The sequence below is a fragment of the Acidiphilium sp. PA genome, assembly GCF_026191915.1.
GTDB lineage: Bacteria > Pseudomonadota > Alphaproteobacteria > Acetobacterales > Acetobacteraceae > Acidiphilium.
Genome location: NZ_JAIMBY010000013.1, coordinates 33,111 through 49,158 on the forward strand (window position 1 = coordinate 33,111; position 16,048 = coordinate 49,158).

Genomic DNA, 16,048 nt, shown 5'->3' on the forward strand with positions numbered 1-16,048 from the left:
TGATGCTTTTAGCGGCTAACCCATGCGAGCATGATGTGCGATCAGGTCGAAGTCTACGGCGAGCCTCTGCCCAATTTCCCCCAACCCGCACCAACCCTCGCCAGCGCCGAGCAGCCATAACCCGCATTCCAACCGGCGCGCGGCCCCACCGGTCCGCGCGCCCGCAATCCAGTGCAGGCGAACAAATCATAAACAAACCGCTTGCCCACCCCCCGCCCGCTGTGGTCTTCTGCCCCCGTGACCGAGGATCAACCCCTACCCGAGCCCACGCCCATCCAACGCCTCGCCGCGATATTCGATCTGCTGATCGAATCCACCGCCCACGAATCCGTCCGCGCCCGCGTCGCCATCCCCCTGATGATCATGATGTGGTCGCGCATCGACAGCCTCGCCCGCCGCTTCGTCAGCCTGTTCACCCGCAGGCAACCCCGCATCCCAACCCCGAACCCCAACCGGCAAACCCCCACCCGGCAAATCCGCACCAGTCGCCCCAGACCAACCCGGGTCCCGAAAATCTCCCGCCCGCTCGAACATTGTCCCCCCGGCGGCTACGGCTGGCTGATCGAAAACCTCCCCATCCGGGGCACCGGCATCGCCGTCGCGCGCGCCGAGCTCGAACACCTCCTCACCGACCCCGCCATGCACCAGCTCATCGCCGCAACACCCGCCCTCGGCCGCATCCTCCGCCCGCTCTGCTACGCCCTCGGCATCGAGCGCCCGCCACAACTCGCCCGCCCCAGGCCCGAAATCCCCCACAAACGCACCAAACCCAGGCGCCGGCCGGAACCCTACCCGCGCGGCCCCTATGCCGACGGCATCCTGCCGCGCCCCACCCCCTTCGGCCCCGCAAGCCGCTTCTGGCCGCCCTGGCTCAAACCGGCAAAAATCACCGCCTGACCCCGGCGCCCACCCACGCCTGAAACGTTACGATATCGCAACTAAAACGACGGCCGCCCGGCCCGATGATACGGATGCCCCGCCAGAATGCACTGCGCCCGGTAAAGCTGCTCCGCCAGCAAAACCCGCGCCAGCATATGCGGCAGGGTCAGCCGCCCCAGCGACAACCGCGCCTCCGCCCGCGCGAGCACCGACCCATCCAGCCCCTCGGCCCCGCCAATCACAAACGCAACCGCCCGCCCGGACTCCCGCCACCCCGCAAACAGCGCGGCGAGTCCCGCACTATCCGGCATCGCGCCCCCCTGATCGAGGGCGACGACCAAATCCCCACCCCCGATTTTCCCCAATATCAACGCCGATTCGCGCCGCTTGATCTCAGCCGCGTTTCCCACCCCGTCCGCCAGCGCCACCAGCCCGAGCACCGGGTTCAGCCGCTTGGCATAGCGCGCAAATAAGTCGGCTTCCGGCCCGGAATTCTCCCGCCCGACCGCAATCACCCGCAGCCGGGACTCAGCCGCCCTCATCGATCACGGGTTCATCCAGCTCGGGTTCATCCAGGTCAGGCCCCCACATCTTTTCAAGCGCATACAGCGCCCGCGCTTCCGCCTTGAACAGATGCACCACAATATCCCCGGCATCCACCAGCACCCAGTCCGACCCCGCGGCCCCCTCGGTCTGCACCCGCTTCACCCCAAGCTCCGCGAGTTTCTCGATCAGATGCGTCGCCATCGCCGCGATCTGGCGATCCGCCAGACCCGTCGCAATCACCATCCGGTCGGCAAAACTCGCCCGCCCCGCCAGGTCAAGCGCCACGATCTCCTCGGCCTTGTCGTCTTCCAGGCTGGATACGATCGCCCGCTGCATCCGCTCCAGCAGATCAGGCGATTTCTCGGCCGATTTCCGCACGCGCGGCTTCGGCCCGGCAATCACCGCCTTCTTGCGCGGCGATCCCGGCGCCTTCGGCACGATTTCAACCGGTGTAGGCGGCTTGCGCTTCGCCGCCGGCTTGCGCGGGGCGGCGGGGGACGAGGTCGTACGGGTCGGCGGGCGGGTTATGATCGGTCTCCTGATGAACGATTGCGCCGTAACGCACGCAATGCAGTGGCTGATAGCGGATTCTCACGCACTGGCAACCATGTCCACGCTGGTGGCCGCCGCATCGCCAGCAACCGCGCACCGCCCCGGGCATGCCGCAGCCCATGCGCGGCCTTGCCCGCCAGCGCCGCCCGCGTCTCGCCCGGCCGCGGCAACACCGCAATCGGCACCGCCCGCACGATCGATCGCCACCGGTCCCACCGGGGCAGCTGCGCCAGATTATCCGCCCCCATCAACCAGACAAACCGCGCACAGGGAAACCGCCGCCGCAGCGCCGCCAGCGTATCCGCGGTATAGCGCGTCCCCAGCACATGTTCGATCGATGTCGCCAACACCCGCCGCCCATCCCCAATCGCCCGCGCCGAGTCCAGCCGCACCGCCATCGGCGCCATGCCGGCCTGCGGTTTCAAAGGATTCCCCGGCGATACCAGCAACCAGACCTGGTCCAGCCCCAGCGCCCGCATCGCCGCCCGCGCCACATGCAGATGCCCCGCATGCGCCGGGTTGAAACTCCCCCCCAGCAACCCGATCCGCGACCGCCGCCGGTCGCCGAACCGTGGCAGAGGCTCAGCAATCAGGGCCGCACCTGGCCGGTCCCGATCACCTGATACCGAAAACTCGTCAATTGCGCCGGCCCCACCGGCCCGCGCGCATGGATGCGCCCGGTCGCAATGCCAATCTCCGCCCCGAACCCGAATTCACCCCCGTCGCAAAACTGTGTCGAGGCATTCCACAACCCCACCGCACTATCGATCCCCGCCAGAAACGCCTGCGCCACCTCGGCATTTTCTGTAATGATCGCATCGGTATGCGACGATCCGTGGCGCGCGATATGCGCAAGCGCCGCCTCCAGCCCATCCACCACCGCGACCGAGAGCACGGCATCGAGCCACTCGGTATCGAAATCCGCCGCCGCCATCGCCACGATCGCCCGGGCCCGCGCATCCCCCCGGCATTCGCAGCCCAGTGCTGCCAGATCCGCCACCAGCACCGGCAGCAGCGCATCCGCAATCGCCGCATCGATCAGCAGCGTCTCGGTTGCCCCGCACACCCCGGTCCGCCGCATCTTGGCATTGGCCAGCACCGCCCGCGCCATCGCGAAATCGGCCTCGGCGTGGATATATGTATGATTAAGCCCCTCCGCATGCGCCAGCACCGGCACCCGCGCCTCGCGCTGCACACGCTCGACCAGCGATTTGCCCCCGCGCGGAATGACCAGATCGATCACCCCCGTCGCCCGCAGCATCGCCGCCACGAAGGCGCGATCAGCCGTCGGCGCGATCTGCACACACGCCCCCGGCAGCCCGGCCGCCCGCAATCCCGCGCTGATCGCCTGATCGATCGCCCGCGCCGAATGCTGGCTGTCCGATCCGCCGCGCAGGATCACCGCATTGCCCGATTTCAGACAGATCGCGGCGGCATCGGCCCCCACGTTCGGCCGGCTCTCGTAAATCATCCCGATCACCCCGATCGGCTGCGCCACCCGGCGGATCACCAGCCCGTTCGGCCGCGTCCATTCCGCCAGAACCCCCGCGAGCGGATCGGGCAGGTCCGCCACGGTCTCCAACCCCGCCGCCATCGCCTCGATCCGTTCGGGCGTCAGCAGCAACCGGTCACGAAACGCCGCCGTGCCAGTATGCGCCGCCACATCCCGCGCATTCGCCGCCAGAATCGCCGCGCTCGATTGCCGCAGCGCGGCTGCCCCGGCGCGTAACGCCGCATCGCGCTGCGCCGCCGGCGCCATCGCCAGCACCCGCCCCGCCGCCCGCGCGGCAGCACCCTCGGTCTGCAACCATTGGTCGATGGGATCGATCGGCATATCCATCGCCCAGATTTGCGCCGACCCTCGCCGCAAATCAACCGCCCCCGCACTGTGTCCCGCCAGCACCTTCCGGTGCGGCGGCGGACCGGCTATCCCAGGTCCATCGTGAACCGAGCGTCAGGAGTCCCGTGTCCTCAACCACCATCTCTGCCAAGCCGGTGACCACCACGCTACGCCCGATCGAGGCGGGCGACGCCGCGCGGTTTCACCTTTTGATCAACGATTGGGAAATCTGCCGCCTGCTGCCCGAAGCGCCGTTTCCATACCCGGCAACCCTCGCGCGTGACTGGATCGACGCCGCCATCGCCGACCGCGCCGCCGGCCGCGCCTACCAGTTCGCCATCACTGATGGGTCGGGCGCCGATGGCACCCAGGCGATGATCGGCTGCGCCGGCCTCCGCCTCGACAAATCGGGTGAGAACGCGGCCCTCGGCTACTGGGTCGCGCGGCGCGCGTGGGGCAGGGGGCATGGCCGCCAGGCGGTGCTGCATCTGCTCCGCTGGGGCTTTGCGGAGCTGGGCATGCATCGGGTGATCGCAACCGTGGCCGATGACAACGCCGCCTCGCTCGCCGTGCTCCGCCGCGCCGGCTTCAGCGAAACCGGCACCGGTCATGAAAAATTCATCAGCCGCCCCGGCATCCGCCAGGCCGTGCGCCATTTCGCGATCACCCGCGAAGATATCGCCTTCCGTGACACCGCTCCCAAACCTGCAGCACCGGTCAATGACGCGAAACCTCTCCTGCTGGTCGCCGCCTGCGCGCTGATCGACAAGAGCGGCAAAATCCTGCTCGCGCGCCGCCCCGCCGGCAAAAAACTTGCGGGTCTCTGGGAGTTTCCCGGCGGCAAGCTCGCGCCGGGTGAAACCCCCGAAGCCGCCCTGGTCCGCGAGCTCGACGAGGAACTCGCCATCACCGTCCGCACGGCGGATGTTGCCCCCTTCGCCTTTGCCTCGCACGGTTACGAAACCTTTCATCTGATGATGCCGCTCTATCTCTGCCGCCGCTGGCAGGGCACACCGCAATCACGCGAGGGCCAGGCCCTCGCCTGGGTCGATCCGGCCCAGCTCGAAGAATACCCGATGCCGCCGGCCGACCGGCCGCTGATCCCCCTTCTGCGCGATTTTCTCTGAGGACATCATGAGCAATAATAAAACCGCCGCCATCCTGATCATCGGCAATGAAATCCTCTCCGGCCGCACCCAGGACATCAACGTCAAATTCATCGCCACCCGCCTCGCCGCGATCGGCCACAAGCTCGAGGAAGTGCGCGTCGTGCCGGATGTCCCCGAACGGATCATCCGCGCCGTCAACGAGTTGCGCGCCGCCTACGACAATCTGTTCACCACCGGCGGTATCGGACCGACGCATGACGACGTCACCTCCGAATGCATCGCCCTGGCCTTTGGTGTGCCGTGGGAAAAACACCAGCCGACCTGGGATGCGATGGAGAGGCACCTCGGTGCTGAAAACTTCAACGAGGCGCGTCAGCGCATGGCCACCCTGCCGCGCGGCGCCGTTCCCATCCCGACCGCAATGACCATCGCACCCGGCTTCTCGATCGGCAATGTTCATGTCATGGCCGGCGTGCCGCGCATCATGCAATCGATGTTCGCGAGCCTCGAACCCAGCCTCGGCCAGGGCACCCCGATCGCGATGCGCGCGGTCCACGGCATCGGCGTCAAGGAAGGCAGCATCGCCGCCGGGCTGAGCGCCATTCAGAACCGCTATCCCATGCTCGACCTCGGCAGCTATCCGTTCTACCGCGAAACCGGCGGCGGCGTCGCGATCGTCGCAAAGGGAACCGATGAAGCAGCACTGGATGCCGCCATCGCCGAAGCCGAAAGCCTGATCGCCTCGCAGCATATCGCGGCGATCAAAGGCGAGCCGCCGGCCTAGCCAAGCCGGCGTCCGGGCCGATCAGCCGTGCCGCATGCCGATCACTTCGATGAAGAACGTAATGATCAGCACCGCCAGCACCACGATCGAAACGATCCAGCGCATCGTCAGGTAATTCGAAGCGACAAGGTCACGCCCGCGTCCGATCGTCTCGCCGATGATGGTTGCGAAGAAACCGGCAATCAAAACCGCGATCGCCGCGCGCGGGGCGGCCGCCAGCGTCATGATCAGCAGCGCTGCCCACGCGATCAGGGCAGGGGCGACACCGAAGCTCAGGCGCTGGTGGTTCAGCCGCGGGTCGATCACCACACCGCCGGGTTCCAGCGCGAAACCCCAATGCACCGCGCCCAGAAAACTCAGGATGCAGGCACCGTAATCGATCATCACCACCGTGGCCGCCGGGGCGTTGGTCGGCTGGGTAATGATCACGGCAAGACACGCGAGAAACGGTACGGCGCCGGCGGCGGTAAGCAGGGCGGCGGTGGTGAAGGGCGATCGGGTCATGCCGGCTTATGTCATGAAATCGAGTCCGATATCCAGCACCCGCGCGCTATGGGTCAGCCAGCCGGCGGAAATCAGATCGACACCGGTTTCGGCGATCGCCGGCGCCGTGTCGGGCGTGATGCGGCCGGAGGCTTCGGTGATCGCGCGCGTTCTGGCGAGCCTGACCGCGGTGCGCAGATCATCGAGGCTCATATTGTCGAGCAGGACGGCATCGGTCCCGGCGTCGAGCGCCTCGCGCAACTGATCGAGCGTATCGACCTCGCATTCGATCTTGACCAGGTGCCCCGCGGCGGCGCGCGCGCGGCCGATGGCGATGGCGACGCCGCCGGCAATCGCGATGTGATTATCCTTGATCAGGATCGCATCATCGAGCCCGAACCGATGATTGGCCCCACCGCCGCAACGGACCGCGTATTTCTGCAGTGCCCGCATCGTCGGGATGGTTTTGCGTGTGCAGGTGATTTTCGCGCGCGTATGCGCGATCGAGCGGGCAATGCCATGGGTCGCGGTGGCGACGCCTGACAATTGACCCAGAAAATTCAGCGCCACCCGTTCACCGGACAGGATCGCCCGTGCCCTTCCCTCGAGCGTCGCAATCGTCTCCCCGGGTTGTACCTGACTGCCATCCGGCACCAGAATATCGAGCGCCAGGGCGGGGTCGAGCAAGGAGAAGGCGATCGCCGCGCAATCGAGCCCCGCGATGGTGCCGGGTTCGCGTGCCACGAACGCGACGCTTGTGACCGCATCCACCGCAATCACCGCATCGGCGGTGATATCCCCGGCCCGGCCCAGATCTTCGAGCAGCGCAGCGCGGACGAGCGGCTCGATCAGCAGGCGCGGCAAGGGGCTCATGCGGCGCGCCCCACTTGGCGGTGGGCATCGATCAGCGCGGCAGCTCGTGAAAGCGCCTGCCGCATGGTGATGCTGGTGTGAACTGCCTGGGCGGACGGCGTCGCATGATCGGTCCGGCAATGCGCGCCGCGGCTCTCGGTACGATCGATCGCGCAAACCGCGGTCATCAGCGCGATCAGCGCGGCATCGCTGCCGGCGGCGAGCGGCAGCAGGCGTCCGATCATGCGCGCAAGCCCCGCATGATCACGCAGAACTCCGAGATGGCGGCTGACGAGATCACTGACCAGCGGCGAAGCATCCGAGCGCGGTTCAGGCGCGGGGGGCCAGATATGATCGGGGGCGGCCGCCACCATTGCCATGGCGCGTCCGGCATCCTGGCCCGTGACGAAGGCTTCCAACAGCGAATTACTCGCCAGCCGGTTGGCGCCATGCAGTCCGGTACAGGCGGCCTCGCCGGCGGCAAACAACCGGCCGATAGTCGTCCGGCCGGCCGCATCCACCGCAATGCCGCCCATATGGTAATGCGCAACCGGGCGAACCGGGATCGGTTGCACCGCGGGATCGATTCCAGCGGCCTTGCAGGCGGCATCGATGGTCGGAAAGCGCGTGGCGAAACCCGCAATGCCGGTGGCATCGAGAAAAACGCGATGATTCCCGCCGAGATGATGGAACACCGCGCGCGAAACCGCGTCGCGCGGTGCGAGCTCGTCGGTGAAGCGCGCATCGGTTTCATCGATCAGCCGCGCACCTTCGCCCCGCACGGCCTCGGATATCAACGGCATCGGGGTCGAGCCGGTACCCAGACCGGTGGGATGAAACTGCACGAATTCCAGGTCGCGCAGCACCGCCCCGGCGCGGGCGGCGACTGCGAGGCCGCTGCCGGTCGCGCCGGCCGGGTTGCTGCTGTGGCGATAGAGCGCGCCGATGCCGCCGGTGGCGATCAGCACGGCATTGCTCGGCAGATAGGTCGGCGTCTCGCCGTGATCGATCCACAGCCCGGCAACCACGCCGTTCGGCGCATGCAGATCGCGCACGGCGGTGCGCTCGAGAACCCTGATATGCGGTGATCCACGCACCGCGGCGGCCAACGCCTGGGTGATCGCCAGCCCGGTGCGGTCGCGCACATGCACGATGCGGCGGCGTGTGTGCGCGGCCTCCAATCCGAGCCCCTCATCGAAAGCAACCCCAAGCCGGCGCAGCGCTTCGATCACCGCGGGACCTTGCTCGATGATGCGGCGCACGGCGTCCGGGTCGCACAGGCCATCACCGGCGGCGATCGTATCGGCACAATGCAGGGCAGGGGAGTCGTCAACCCCGATCGCGGCGGCGATACCGCCCTGCGACCACAGGCTGGCGGCACCGTGCTCGAACGTGCCGGCTGTGATCAGCGTGACCGGTTCCGGCGCCATTGCAAGCGCGGCGGCCAGCCCGGCGATGCCGGCTCCGATGATGTGTTTCATGGGATCGCCAGCATCCGTTCGACGGCGATACGCGCGCGGGTGGCGAGGGCCGGCTCGATCGCCACCTGTTCGGTCATGGTTTCCAGCGCATGACGGATATTGCCGAGCGTGATCCGTTTCATGTGCGGGCACAGATTGCACGGCTTGACGAACTGCGTGGCCGGATTGGCGGCGGCGATATTGTCGGCCATCGAGCATTCGGTAATCAGCGCGACCCGTGCCGGCCGATGCCGCGCGACGTAATCGGCCAGGGCCGCGGTCGAGCCCGCGAAATCCGATGCGGCGACGACCGCTTCGGGACATTCCGGATGGGCCAGGACCGTCACGTCCGGAAACTGGGCACGGACCTGCGCGATATCGTGCGCCGTGAAACGTTCATGCACTTCGCAGGCGCCATCCCATGCGATGATCTTCACCTGGGTTTCGCGTGCCGTGTTCGCGGCCAGAAACCGGTCCGGCAGCATGATCACGGTATCGGTCCCAGCCTGCGTCGCCGCATGCTCCACGACTTTCCGTGCGTTAGCCGAGGTGCAGCAGTAATCGACCTCGGCTTTGACCGCGGCCGAGGTATTCACATAGGCGATCAGCGGTATCCCAGGATGCCGGTCGCGCAGCATGCGGACATCGGCGGCGGTAATGCTTTCGGCCAGCGAACAGCCGGCGCGGCTGTCGGGGATCAGCACGGTTTTGGCGGGATTCAGGATTTTCGCGGTCTCGGCCATGAAATGCACGCCGGCCACGACGATCACTGCCGCGCGGGTCGTCATCGCTTCGCGGGCGAGCGCGAGACTGTCACCGACGATGTCGGCGACACCGTGATAAATCGCGGGGGTCTGGTAGTTGTGAGCCAGAACGATCGCATCGCGCTCGCGTTTGAGGGTGCGGATCGCCGAGATAGCCTCGTGCATCAGCACCCATTCCCCGGGTGGCACGTGCTGGGCCAGCTTGGCATAAACGGGGTCCGCGAGGGCGTCCATCATGATGGTCACTGGATGATCCTTATACTCGAATTGAGTATATTTATGGCCGAAATTGCGCGACAACGATCAGGCGTTGCCAGAATAATATTAAAGCTGAGTATATTCAGGTCAAGGCCGCGCGAGCGGCAGTCTCGTGCCGGCCTGGGCACGTTCGGCGCGGATGGCCGCGCTGAAGCGGAACAATTTGGCGGGGCGGCCCGGACCGCTTGCCAATGTTCCAGTCTCCTCCAGCAAGGTCTGGCCTTCGATCAGGCGACGGAAATTACCCTTGTGCAGCGTATGCCCTGCCAGAGCCTCGATGCAGTGTTGCAGATCGAGCAGGGTAAATTGATCGGGCAGGAGTTCGAACACCACGGGCCGATATTTGATCGTGGCGCGCAACCGGCTGATCGCGGTCGCCAGAATCCGGCGGTGATCGGCGGTCATTGCGATCCCCGGTGCGAAATCGCCATGAACCGGCCGGCCGTCCCGCGCCGCTTCGCGCACCAGCCCGGCCTCGTAGAGCAATTCATAGCGCGATAGCGTCAGATCCTCGTTCCACGGCGCACCGTCCAGCGCGAAACAGCGCACGGCGCGGGACTGCCGGTCCGCCGCCTCGTCCACCCAGCGCGCCAGACCGGGCTTGATGGTGAGGTCGATCCCCGTGGCGGGCGCGCGGCGGTCCTCCCACGGGAAATACCGGTACCAATCCTGCCAGGACACCTGGCCGCCGAGTTTCGTCCGGGTTTCGCGGGTGAGACCCAGATACGAGATGGAAATGCTCCGCCCGGCGCGGCTGCGGTCGGGGTCGGCGAAGGTATAAAGCTGTTCGACATGGCCCAGCGTATGACCGGTCTGGCGTTCGACCCAGTTGCGCAACCCTGCCTGGAGCGATTGATGACCGGATTCGAGCGGGCCGGCGGGCAGGGCGCTGCCATCGCTGAGCGTCAGAACCTTCGGGGCGCCGTCGGAGACGGCAACGATCACAGCGATCAGTTCGGCATGGATCGGCTGTGCGCCACTCAAGGCTTCATGATCCGATAGGCGAGCTGCGCGGTCAGGCTGCGGGGCGCCAGGCGCGTGCCGAACACCATGGCGTTGTTCACAGCCCCGCTGATCACGGTCGCGCGGCCCTTGGCCAGAGCATCAAGCCCGATGCGCGCGACATCCGCGCTGCTCATCGCGCCCCGCTCCATCAGGGGCGATTTGGTCTGCGCGGCGACTTCGAAAAATTCCGTCCTGGTGGTGCCGGGGCAGAGCACCGTGGTCGTCACGCCTGCCGGGGCGAGTTCGACATTGAGCGCGCCGCCGAATGACAGGACATAGGCCTTGGTCGCGGCATAAACGGCATAGAGCGGCACCGGCTGGAACCCGGCAGTCGATGCGACGAGCATGATCCGTCCCCAGCCACGCGCGGCCATGGCCGGTGCGAACAGGCGGGTCAGATGGGTCAGCGATGTGATGTTGACCGCGATCATCCGCTCGATCTTGTCGTACTCGGTTTCGGTGAAACGGCCGAATGCGCCGAGCCCGGCGTTGTTGATGAGGATATCGGTGCCCGGAAACCGCGCAGCCAGGTCGATGCTCGCCTGCGGATCGGCGAGGTCAGCCGGCGCGGTCTCCACATCGACACCGAACAACCGGCATTCCGCCGCGAGCGTGTCCAACCGGTCGGCGCGGCGGGCGACCAGTACCAGATCGGCACCGCGCTGGGCGAGTTGACGGGCGATATCGGCGCCGATCCCGCTGGAAGCGCCGGTAACCAGGGCACGGCGGCCGCGAAACTGCTCGGTCATTGATCGTTCTCCGTGAAGCCGTCATGATAGCAGGCCGGTACGATCCGTGCAATTTGGCGGCCCGGGCCGGGGCGATCGACTATGGAAAAGGAAACGCGATGATACAATTGATCTATGCGGGTTTGACGATGGCGGCCCTTACGGTGCTTGGCCTGCCGGCCGCGCACGCCGCTGCCTCGGAAACCGCCCTGGCGACGACCGACATGAAGCAGATGCTCGGCGCCATCGCCCATCCGGACTACAGCGCTTTCGTGGCACCGGCGTCCGATGGGTTCAAGGCGAGCGTGGATTCCAAGAAGTTCGAAGCCCAGGCGCAGATCATCGATTCCAAGATCCCGCTGGCGCAGCCCTACAGCGTCAAATTCATCACGACGCAGAAAGTCGGCCAGTTCGTCAACTATATTTTCGAAGTGACCCTGCACAACGGTGATCAGGTGCTGACCAGTCTCAATCTCGACGCCGGCAAGGTCGCCGGTTTTCATCTGCTCTGACCGTTCGCCGCCGCGGCCGTCTATCGGCCGCCCGGCACCCACAGAATATCGGCCTTGCCGCCGTCGTTGAGCAGGCGGGCAAGGATGAACATGACGTCCGATACGCGGTTCATGTACGGGATCAGAACCGGGGAGATCGCCTCGGTGGCGGCGAGTGTGACGAGGTCGCGTTCCGCGCGCCGGGCGATCGTGCGGGCCAGATGCGCGCGGGCGGCCGCCTCGGTGCCGCCGGGCAGCACGAAGCTGCGCAGCGGTTCGATCGTCTCGTTGAGGGTTTTCGCGGCATCCTCCAGCTTGGTCAGATACGCCTCGCTGAGCGGCGGGCCACGGCGCGCCGGGCCTGGCGTCGCAAGATCGGCACCGAGGTCGAACAGATCGTTCTGGATCTGCGCCAGCAGATGATCGATCGCGGGGCGATCAGCACAGACCACCCGCAGTGATCCGATGGCCGTGTTGGTTTCGTCCAGCGCGCCGAGTACCTGGATGCGCGGATGATGTTTCGGCAGGCGCGAGCCATCGGCGAGCGAGGTTTCGCCGCCATCGCCGCCGCGGGTCACGATACGATCTAATCGAAGCATGGTCGTTCAGTTCCTTCTGCGGCCCCCGGTCAGACGACCAGGATGCCCTGATGTTTTGCCTTGTGATCGGGTTCGACATGAATGGTGATGATGACGCCGGGCATCTCGTCCTTCAGTGCCGCTTCGATCCGGTCGCATATGGTGTGGGATTCCGCGACGGACATGGCGCCCGGCACGACAAGGTGAAATTCGAGAAAACTGGAGCGGCCGGCCTGGCGCATCCGCATGTCGTGCGCCTCGATCGCGCCGACCGCATGGGTTCCGACCAGGTTGCGGATGCGCGCCACGATATCCGGCGGCGGCGCGCGGTCGAGCAGCAGGCTGAGTGAGCGCATGATCGTGCGCCCACCGATCACCGCGATCTGCACCGCGATGGCAATTGCGATCAGCGGATCGAGAATCGGCAGGCGCGCCACCACGGCGAGCGTCAGGCCGGCGATGATGCCGAGCGTGGTAATTGCATCGGCCACCAGATGCGCCTGATCCGCAGCGAGGGCCGGGAAACGTTTCGTCGCGCCCGAACGGCTGAGGACAAACGCCCAGAGCGCGTTGATCACCCCGCCGCTGGCATTGAGCGCGAGCCCCAGCCACGGGCGCTCCGGCAGGTGTGGCGCCAGAATGGTCTTGGCCGCGGTCTCGAGGATCAGGACCGCGGCAAACACGATCAGTCCGCCCTCGGCCACGGCGCTGAGCAGTTCTGCCTTGGCGTGCCCGTAAGGATGCTCGAAGTCGGCGGGTTTGGCGGCGGTTTGCAGCGCAAAGATCACCATCAGCGCGGCAAATACATTCACCAGCGACTCCAGCGCATCGGAATACAGCGCCGCTGAGCCGCTCACCTGCCACGCGGCGGCTTTGACCGCGAGGGCCAGGAGGCCGATCACCAGGCTGCCGGCGGCGAATCGTAACGGGGTCGTCATCCTCTGTCGCGTGTCCTCGTGTTGCGCGCTCCCACATACCCCAGAGCGGCGGGTGAATGCACCCCGGATCGCGCGGGAATCAGCCCTCGTGCACGGGAGGGCGCGGCCGATCCGGCGCGGCGCGGTTGGTCTCGCCTGCCAGCGGCAGCCAGACATGGCAGGTGGTTCCTTCGCCCTCGATACTTTCGATGGTCAGGCGGCCCCGGTGACGTGACACCACATGCTTGACGATCGCGAGACCCAGCCCGGTGCCACCGATGGCGCGCGAGCGCCCCTTGTCGGCCCGGTAGAAACGCTCGGTCAACCGCGGCAGGTGCTCGCGCGCGATTCCCGGTCCGTCGTCGGCGACGCTGATCAGAATGCCGGGAGCCGCATATTGCGGCGTCGGCGTTATCACCGTGGTCAACGTCACGGTGCCGCCGCCTTTGCCGTGTTTGAGAGCGCTGTATTTCACCGCATTGTCGATAAGATTGCCGAACACCTGGGTCAGTTGTCCGGCATCGCCACGGATGCTGGGCATCTGATCCGGCAGATCGAGTTTTATGCTGGTGCGGCCATCCCGCAGGATCGGCTCCATGAACGCGGCAACCTGGCGCAGCAGCGGCACAATATCGACCCTCTCGGCCGGAGGCTGATGTTCGGTCATCTCGATACGCGACAGGCTGAGCAGATCCGCGATGATCCGCTGCATGCGTGCCGCCTGCTCGCCCATGATCGTCAGAAAACGGGGCAGGGCCTCGGCATCGCCCAGCGCGGGTCCCTGCAATGTTTCGATGAACCCGATCAGGCTGGTCAGTGGCGTGCGCAACTCGTGGCTGGCATTGGCAACGAAATCGGCGCGCATCCGCTCCAGGCCGCGCTCACGGGTGCGATCGGTCAAGAGCAGATACAGCGGTGCCGACCGATCGCTCGAATCGGTGCGGATCACGGTCGCATCGAGGTCGCGGGGAATCGGTGCTGCGAGGCTGACCGTGGTGCGGATCGGCTCGTTGGTCGCCTCGGCGGCCTGCAGTGCGGTGCGCAGGGCAGGATGGCGCAGCAGTGCCGATTCCTCGGTACCATACGCATTGGCCGCTGCGGGATTGCACCACACGACGCGCCGCATGCCGGGCGGTCCCTCCAACTGAAACAGCGCATCCGGCAGACGCTCGAGCAGCGACTGGCTGGTGCTGGCGTTCGTTGCAATGGTCAGTCGCGAGCGTCGTTCGGCATCGATCGTCTGGCGTGCCCTTTCCGCCAGTTGTCCGAGCCCGGGGGTGAGGAGATGAACATCGCTTCCGGATTCATCGGCGAGGCTGGCACCGAACCGGCGCAGATCACGCGCGAGGACGGCACCGGCGCCGATCGACCACACAGCGCAGCCAAGCAGGCAGAGCAAACCCTCCCAGGGGCGCAGTGTTCCGCTTGCGACCAGAATCATCAGAACGACGAAGGGCGGAAAGCCGAGCCAGGCGGCGATCGTCGCGATCGGACGATTCACGGGCGGTGCGGCATCGTCAGCTGGTTGGCGGTGCGACGGCGGGAGGCGGCGGCGGCAGGTCGGATGGCGCCGGCGAGACGATTTGCGGACCGCCCGGCTCCACTTTGAAGACTGCAAGGCCGCGCTGGACGTGACCATCCGGATCGAGGCGGAAGACACCGTCCGTTCCTGAAAATCCCGTCGGGTTGGTCAACGTTTCGGCCGTGAAGCCGCCTTGGCGCGCTGCCAGAACCGCCATGGCCCCGGCATCGAATCCGACGTTATCCACACCTGAAGGCGGTGGATTGCCGTAAACTGACTGGAATTTCTGTTGGAATCCGAGACAGAGCGAGGGATCAGGTGCCGCGTAGAGCGCGCCGCGGAGCGTATCGTGGCTCGCCATCGCGGTCGCCTCGCGCGCCCAAAGCGCCGGGCCAAGCAGCTGGATCTGCGGGGGGGCAGCCTCGTAATACGGCAACAGCGTGCCGATTTCGGCCAGCTGCTCGCCCGTTGCGCCCACCAGCAACGCATCGAACGGTGGCGGCGGAATCGGCTGGCGCTCCAGCTTGGCCGCGGCGATGCGCCCGGCTTGGTCGTCCTGCGCGCGTGCGGCGCGAATCCGCGCCTCGATTCCGGCGCCGCGGCTGTCGAAGTCGGACACGCTGCGGACCGTCTGGGTCAGGCTCGCGAACGACGATCCGAAATAACTGATCTGGGGCGATGGTTCGCCAAGCTGCTGCGCCTCCGCCTGCAAGGCGCTGCCCATCAACCGACCGTAGGCGTTTTCCGGCAGGATCGCAGCCGTGCGGGTGCGCCCATGATCGGCCGCGTAGGATACGACCCGGCGAACCTGCTGCCCCGGCGAAACACCGAGTGGCCAAACGCCGGGGGCCGCGACCGTTTCGTCATTGGTGAAAGCCAGCACGTTGACATTGGCGGCATGGGCGATCGGGGCGACGGCCTGGGTATCGTTTTTGGTCAGCGGCCCGAGAATCAACCCGTCGCCCGCGGCGATGGCCGCCTGTGCAGCGGCGGCAGCGCCTTGCGGCGTCCCGCCGGTGTCGCGCACATCGAGTGCCGGCGCACCTGGCGCTGTGAAGGCAAGTTTGACCGATTGTTCCAGCGATTGACCGATCGCGGCGAGCGGGCCCGACAGCGGCACCAGCAACGCGACAGGGCCGTTGGTCCGCCCGGTATCGGGTTGGATCGACGGCGGCGTGACTCCGGCTGAAGGGCTGATGCCGGGCAGCGTTGGTGCCGGTTCGGTACAGGACGATAGGATCAGAGATGTCGCCGCCACTGTTGCCAGCGCAAGCCTCCGG

18 protein-coding genes are annotated in these 16,048 nt (G+C 66.6%); 4 read left to right on the plus strand and 14 right to left on the minus strand.

Annotated features, from left to right (window positions below; translation table 11 throughout):
- Positions 1 to 237: 237 nt before the first annotated feature.
- Positions 238 to 897: a hypothetical protein gene (locus AruPA_RS14715; protein ID WP_265637492.1), complete on the plus strand. Its 660-nt coding sequence runs from the start codon at positions 238 to 240 to the stop codon at positions 895 to 897.
- A 41-nt stretch (positions 898 to 938) separates the two neighbouring features.
- Here AruPA_RS14715 and AruPA_RS14720 read toward each other — a convergent pair whose 3' ends face one another.
- The 4 genes from AruPA_RS14720 to AruPA_RS14735 all read right to left on the minus strand — a co-directional run bounded on the left by AruPA_RS14720 (position 939) and on the right by AruPA_RS14735 (position 3,817).
- Entirely contained in the window at positions 939 to 1,421 is a 483-nt protein-coding gene (locus tag AruPA_RS14720) for a 23S rRNA (pseudouridine(1915)-N(3))-methyltransferase RlmH (RefSeq protein WP_265637493.1), read from the minus strand.
- Positions 1,408 to 1,863, minus strand: a complete 456-nt coding sequence (gene rsfS / locus AruPA_RS14725; RefSeq protein ID WP_265637494.1) for a ribosome silencing factor — start codon at positions 1,861 to 1,863, stop codon at positions 1,408 to 1,410. Before rsfS ends, AruPA_RS14720 begins: the two co-directional genes overlap by 14 nt.
- 86 nt (positions 1,864 to 1,949) lie before the next feature.
- The gene (locus tag AruPA_RS14730) at positions 1,950 to 2,567 is read right to left on the minus strand and encodes a nicotinate-nucleotide adenylyltransferase (RefSeq protein ID WP_265637555.1); all 618 of its coding nucleotides are present in this window, start codon (positions 2,565 to 2,567) and stop codon (positions 1,950 to 1,952) included.
- The gene (locus tag AruPA_RS14735) at positions 2,567 to 3,817 is read right to left on the minus strand and encodes a glutamate-5-semialdehyde dehydrogenase (RefSeq protein WP_265637495.1); all 1,251 of its coding nucleotides are present in this window, start codon (positions 3,815 to 3,817) and stop codon (positions 2,567 to 2,569) included. Before AruPA_RS14735 ends, AruPA_RS14730 begins: the two co-directional genes overlap by 1 nt.
- Before the next feature lie 125 nt (positions 3,818 to 3,942).
- Between AruPA_RS14735 and mutT the strand changes: the two genes are divergently transcribed.
- Entirely contained in the window at positions 3,943 to 4,944 is a 1,002-nt protein-coding gene (mutT, locus tag AruPA_RS14740; RefSeq protein ID WP_265637496.1) for an 8-oxo-dGTP diphosphatase MutT, read from the plus strand.
- Between the two features lie 7 nt (positions 4,945 to 4,951).
- A complete protein-coding gene (locus AruPA_RS14745; RefSeq protein WP_265637497.1) occupies positions 4,952 to 5,710 on the plus strand; it encodes a competence/damage-inducible protein A in 759 nt (252 codons plus the stop codon).
- 21 nt (positions 5,711 to 5,731) lie between these two features.
- Here the strand turns inward: AruPA_RS14745 and AruPA_RS14750 are convergent, their stop codons facing one another.
- The 6 genes from AruPA_RS14750 to AruPA_RS14775 all read right to left on the minus strand — a co-directional run bounded on the left by AruPA_RS14750 (position 5,732) and on the right by AruPA_RS14775 (position 11,281).
- A complete protein-coding gene (locus AruPA_RS14750) occupies positions 5,732 to 6,214 on the minus strand; it encodes a DUF3429 domain-containing protein (protein WP_265637498.1) in 483 nt (160 codons plus the stop codon).
- 6 nt (positions 6,215 to 6,220) lie between these two features.
- On the minus strand, positions 6,221 to 7,066 hold the full coding sequence (gene nadC, locus AruPA_RS14755) for a carboxylating nicotinate-nucleotide diphosphorylase (protein WP_265637499.1): 846 nt from the start codon (positions 7,064 to 7,066) through the stop codon (positions 6,221 to 6,223).
- Positions 7,063 to 8,526, minus strand: a complete 1,464-nt coding sequence (locus tag AruPA_RS14760) for an L-aspartate oxidase (protein WP_265637500.1) — start codon at positions 8,524 to 8,526, stop codon at positions 7,063 to 7,065. Before AruPA_RS14760 ends, nadC begins: the two co-directional genes overlap by 4 nt.
- Positions 8,523 to 9,506, minus strand: coding sequence for a quinolinate synthase NadA (nadA, locus tag AruPA_RS14765; protein ID WP_408858755.1), 984 nt, complete (start codon positions 9,504 to 9,506; stop codon positions 8,523 to 8,525). The genes AruPA_RS14760 and nadA overlap by 4 nt, the downstream gene beginning before the upstream one ends.
- Positions 9,507 to 9,614: 108 nt before the next feature.
- Positions 9,615 to 10,511, minus strand: a complete 897-nt coding sequence (locus AruPA_RS14770) for an NrtR DNA-binding winged helix domain-containing protein (protein WP_265637501.1) — start codon at positions 10,509 to 10,511, stop codon at positions 9,615 to 9,617.
- Entirely contained in the window at positions 10,508 to 11,281 is a 774-nt protein-coding gene (locus AruPA_RS14775; RefSeq protein ID WP_265637502.1) for an SDR family oxidoreductase, read from the minus strand. Before AruPA_RS14775 ends, AruPA_RS14770 begins: the two co-directional genes overlap by 4 nt.
- 98 nt (positions 11,282 to 11,379) lie before the next feature.
- Between AruPA_RS14775 and AruPA_RS14780 the strand changes: the two genes are divergently transcribed.
- Entirely contained in the window at positions 11,380 to 11,772 is a 393-nt protein-coding gene (locus AruPA_RS14780; protein WP_265637503.1) for a hypothetical protein, read from the plus strand.
- Positions 11,773 to 11,792: 20 nt separating this feature from the next.
- On the opposite strand, the gene AruPA_RS14785 is transcribed toward AruPA_RS14780, so the two are convergent.
- The 4 genes from AruPA_RS14785 to AruPA_RS14800 all read right to left on the minus strand — a co-directional run bounded on the left by AruPA_RS14785 (position 11,793) and on the right by AruPA_RS14800 (position 16,026).
- Positions 11,793 to 12,350, minus strand: a complete 558-nt coding sequence (locus AruPA_RS14785; RefSeq protein ID WP_265637504.1) for a cob(I)yrinic acid a,c-diamide adenosyltransferase — start codon at positions 12,348 to 12,350, stop codon at positions 11,793 to 11,795.
- A 29-nt stretch (positions 12,351 to 12,379) separates the two neighbouring features.
- Positions 12,380 to 13,267 carry a cation diffusion facilitator family transporter gene (locus tag AruPA_RS14790; protein WP_265637505.1) on the minus strand — a complete coding sequence of 296 codons (888 nt, stop codon included), beginning with the start codon at positions 13,265 to 13,267 and terminating at the stop codon, positions 12,380 to 12,382.
- Positions 13,268 to 13,346: 79 nt separating this feature from the next.
- Positions 13,347 to 14,747, minus strand: a complete 1,401-nt coding sequence (locus AruPA_RS14795; protein ID WP_265637506.1) for a cell wall metabolism sensor histidine kinase WalK — start codon at positions 14,745 to 14,747, stop codon at positions 13,347 to 13,349.
- Positions 14,748 to 14,763: 16 nt separating this feature from the next.
- The gene (locus AruPA_RS14800) at positions 14,764 to 16,026 is read right to left on the minus strand and encodes a penicillin-binding protein activator (protein ID WP_265637507.1); all 1,263 of its coding nucleotides are present in this window, start codon (positions 16,024 to 16,026) and stop codon (positions 14,764 to 14,766) included.
- Positions 16,027 to 16,048 lie beyond the last annotated feature (22 nt).

Excerpts from the sequence above, each read along its gene's own strand:
- AruPA_RS14720 (WP_265637493.1), bottom strand. The coding sequence starts at position 1,421 with ATGAGGGCGGCTGAGTCCCGGCTGCGGGTGATTGCGGTCGGGCGGGAG.
- AruPA_RS14735 (WP_265637495.1), bottom strand. The coding sequence starts at position 3,817 with ATGGATATGCCGATCGATCCCATCGACCAATGGTTGCAGACCGAGGGT.
- AruPA_RS14745 (WP_265637497.1), top strand. The coding sequence starts at position 4,952 with ATGAGCAATAATAAAACCGCCGCCATCCTGATCATCGGCAATGAAATC.
- AruPA_RS14750 (WP_265637498.1), bottom strand. The coding sequence starts at position 6,214 with ATGACCCGATCGCCCTTCACCACCGCCGCCCTGCTTACCGCCGCCGGC.
- nadC (WP_265637499.1), bottom strand. The coding sequence starts at position 7,066 with ATGAGCCCCTTGCCGCGCCTGCTGATCGAGCCGCTCGTCCGCGCTGCG.
- AruPA_RS14760 (WP_265637500.1), bottom strand. The coding sequence starts at position 8,526 with ATGAAACACATCATCGGAGCCGGCATCGCCGGGCTGGCCGCCGCGCTT.
- nadA (WP_408858755.1), bottom strand. The coding sequence starts at position 9,506 with ATGATGGACGCCCTCGCGGACCCCGTTTATGCCAAGCTGGCCCAGCAC.
- AruPA_RS14775 (WP_265637502.1), bottom strand. The coding sequence starts at position 11,281 with ATGACCGAGCAGTTTCGCGGCCGCCGTGCCCTGGTTACCGGCGCTTCC.
- AruPA_RS14780 (WP_265637503.1), top strand. The coding sequence starts at position 11,380 with ATGATACAATTGATCTATGCGGGTTTGACGATGGCGGCCCTTACGGTG.
- AruPA_RS14785 (WP_265637504.1), bottom strand. The coding sequence starts at position 12,350 with ATGCTTCGATTAGATCGTATCGTGACCCGCGGCGGCGATGGCGGCGAA.
- AruPA_RS14790 (WP_265637505.1), bottom strand. The coding sequence starts at position 13,267 with ATGACGACCCCGTTACGATTCGCCGCCGGCAGCCTGGTGATCGGCCTC.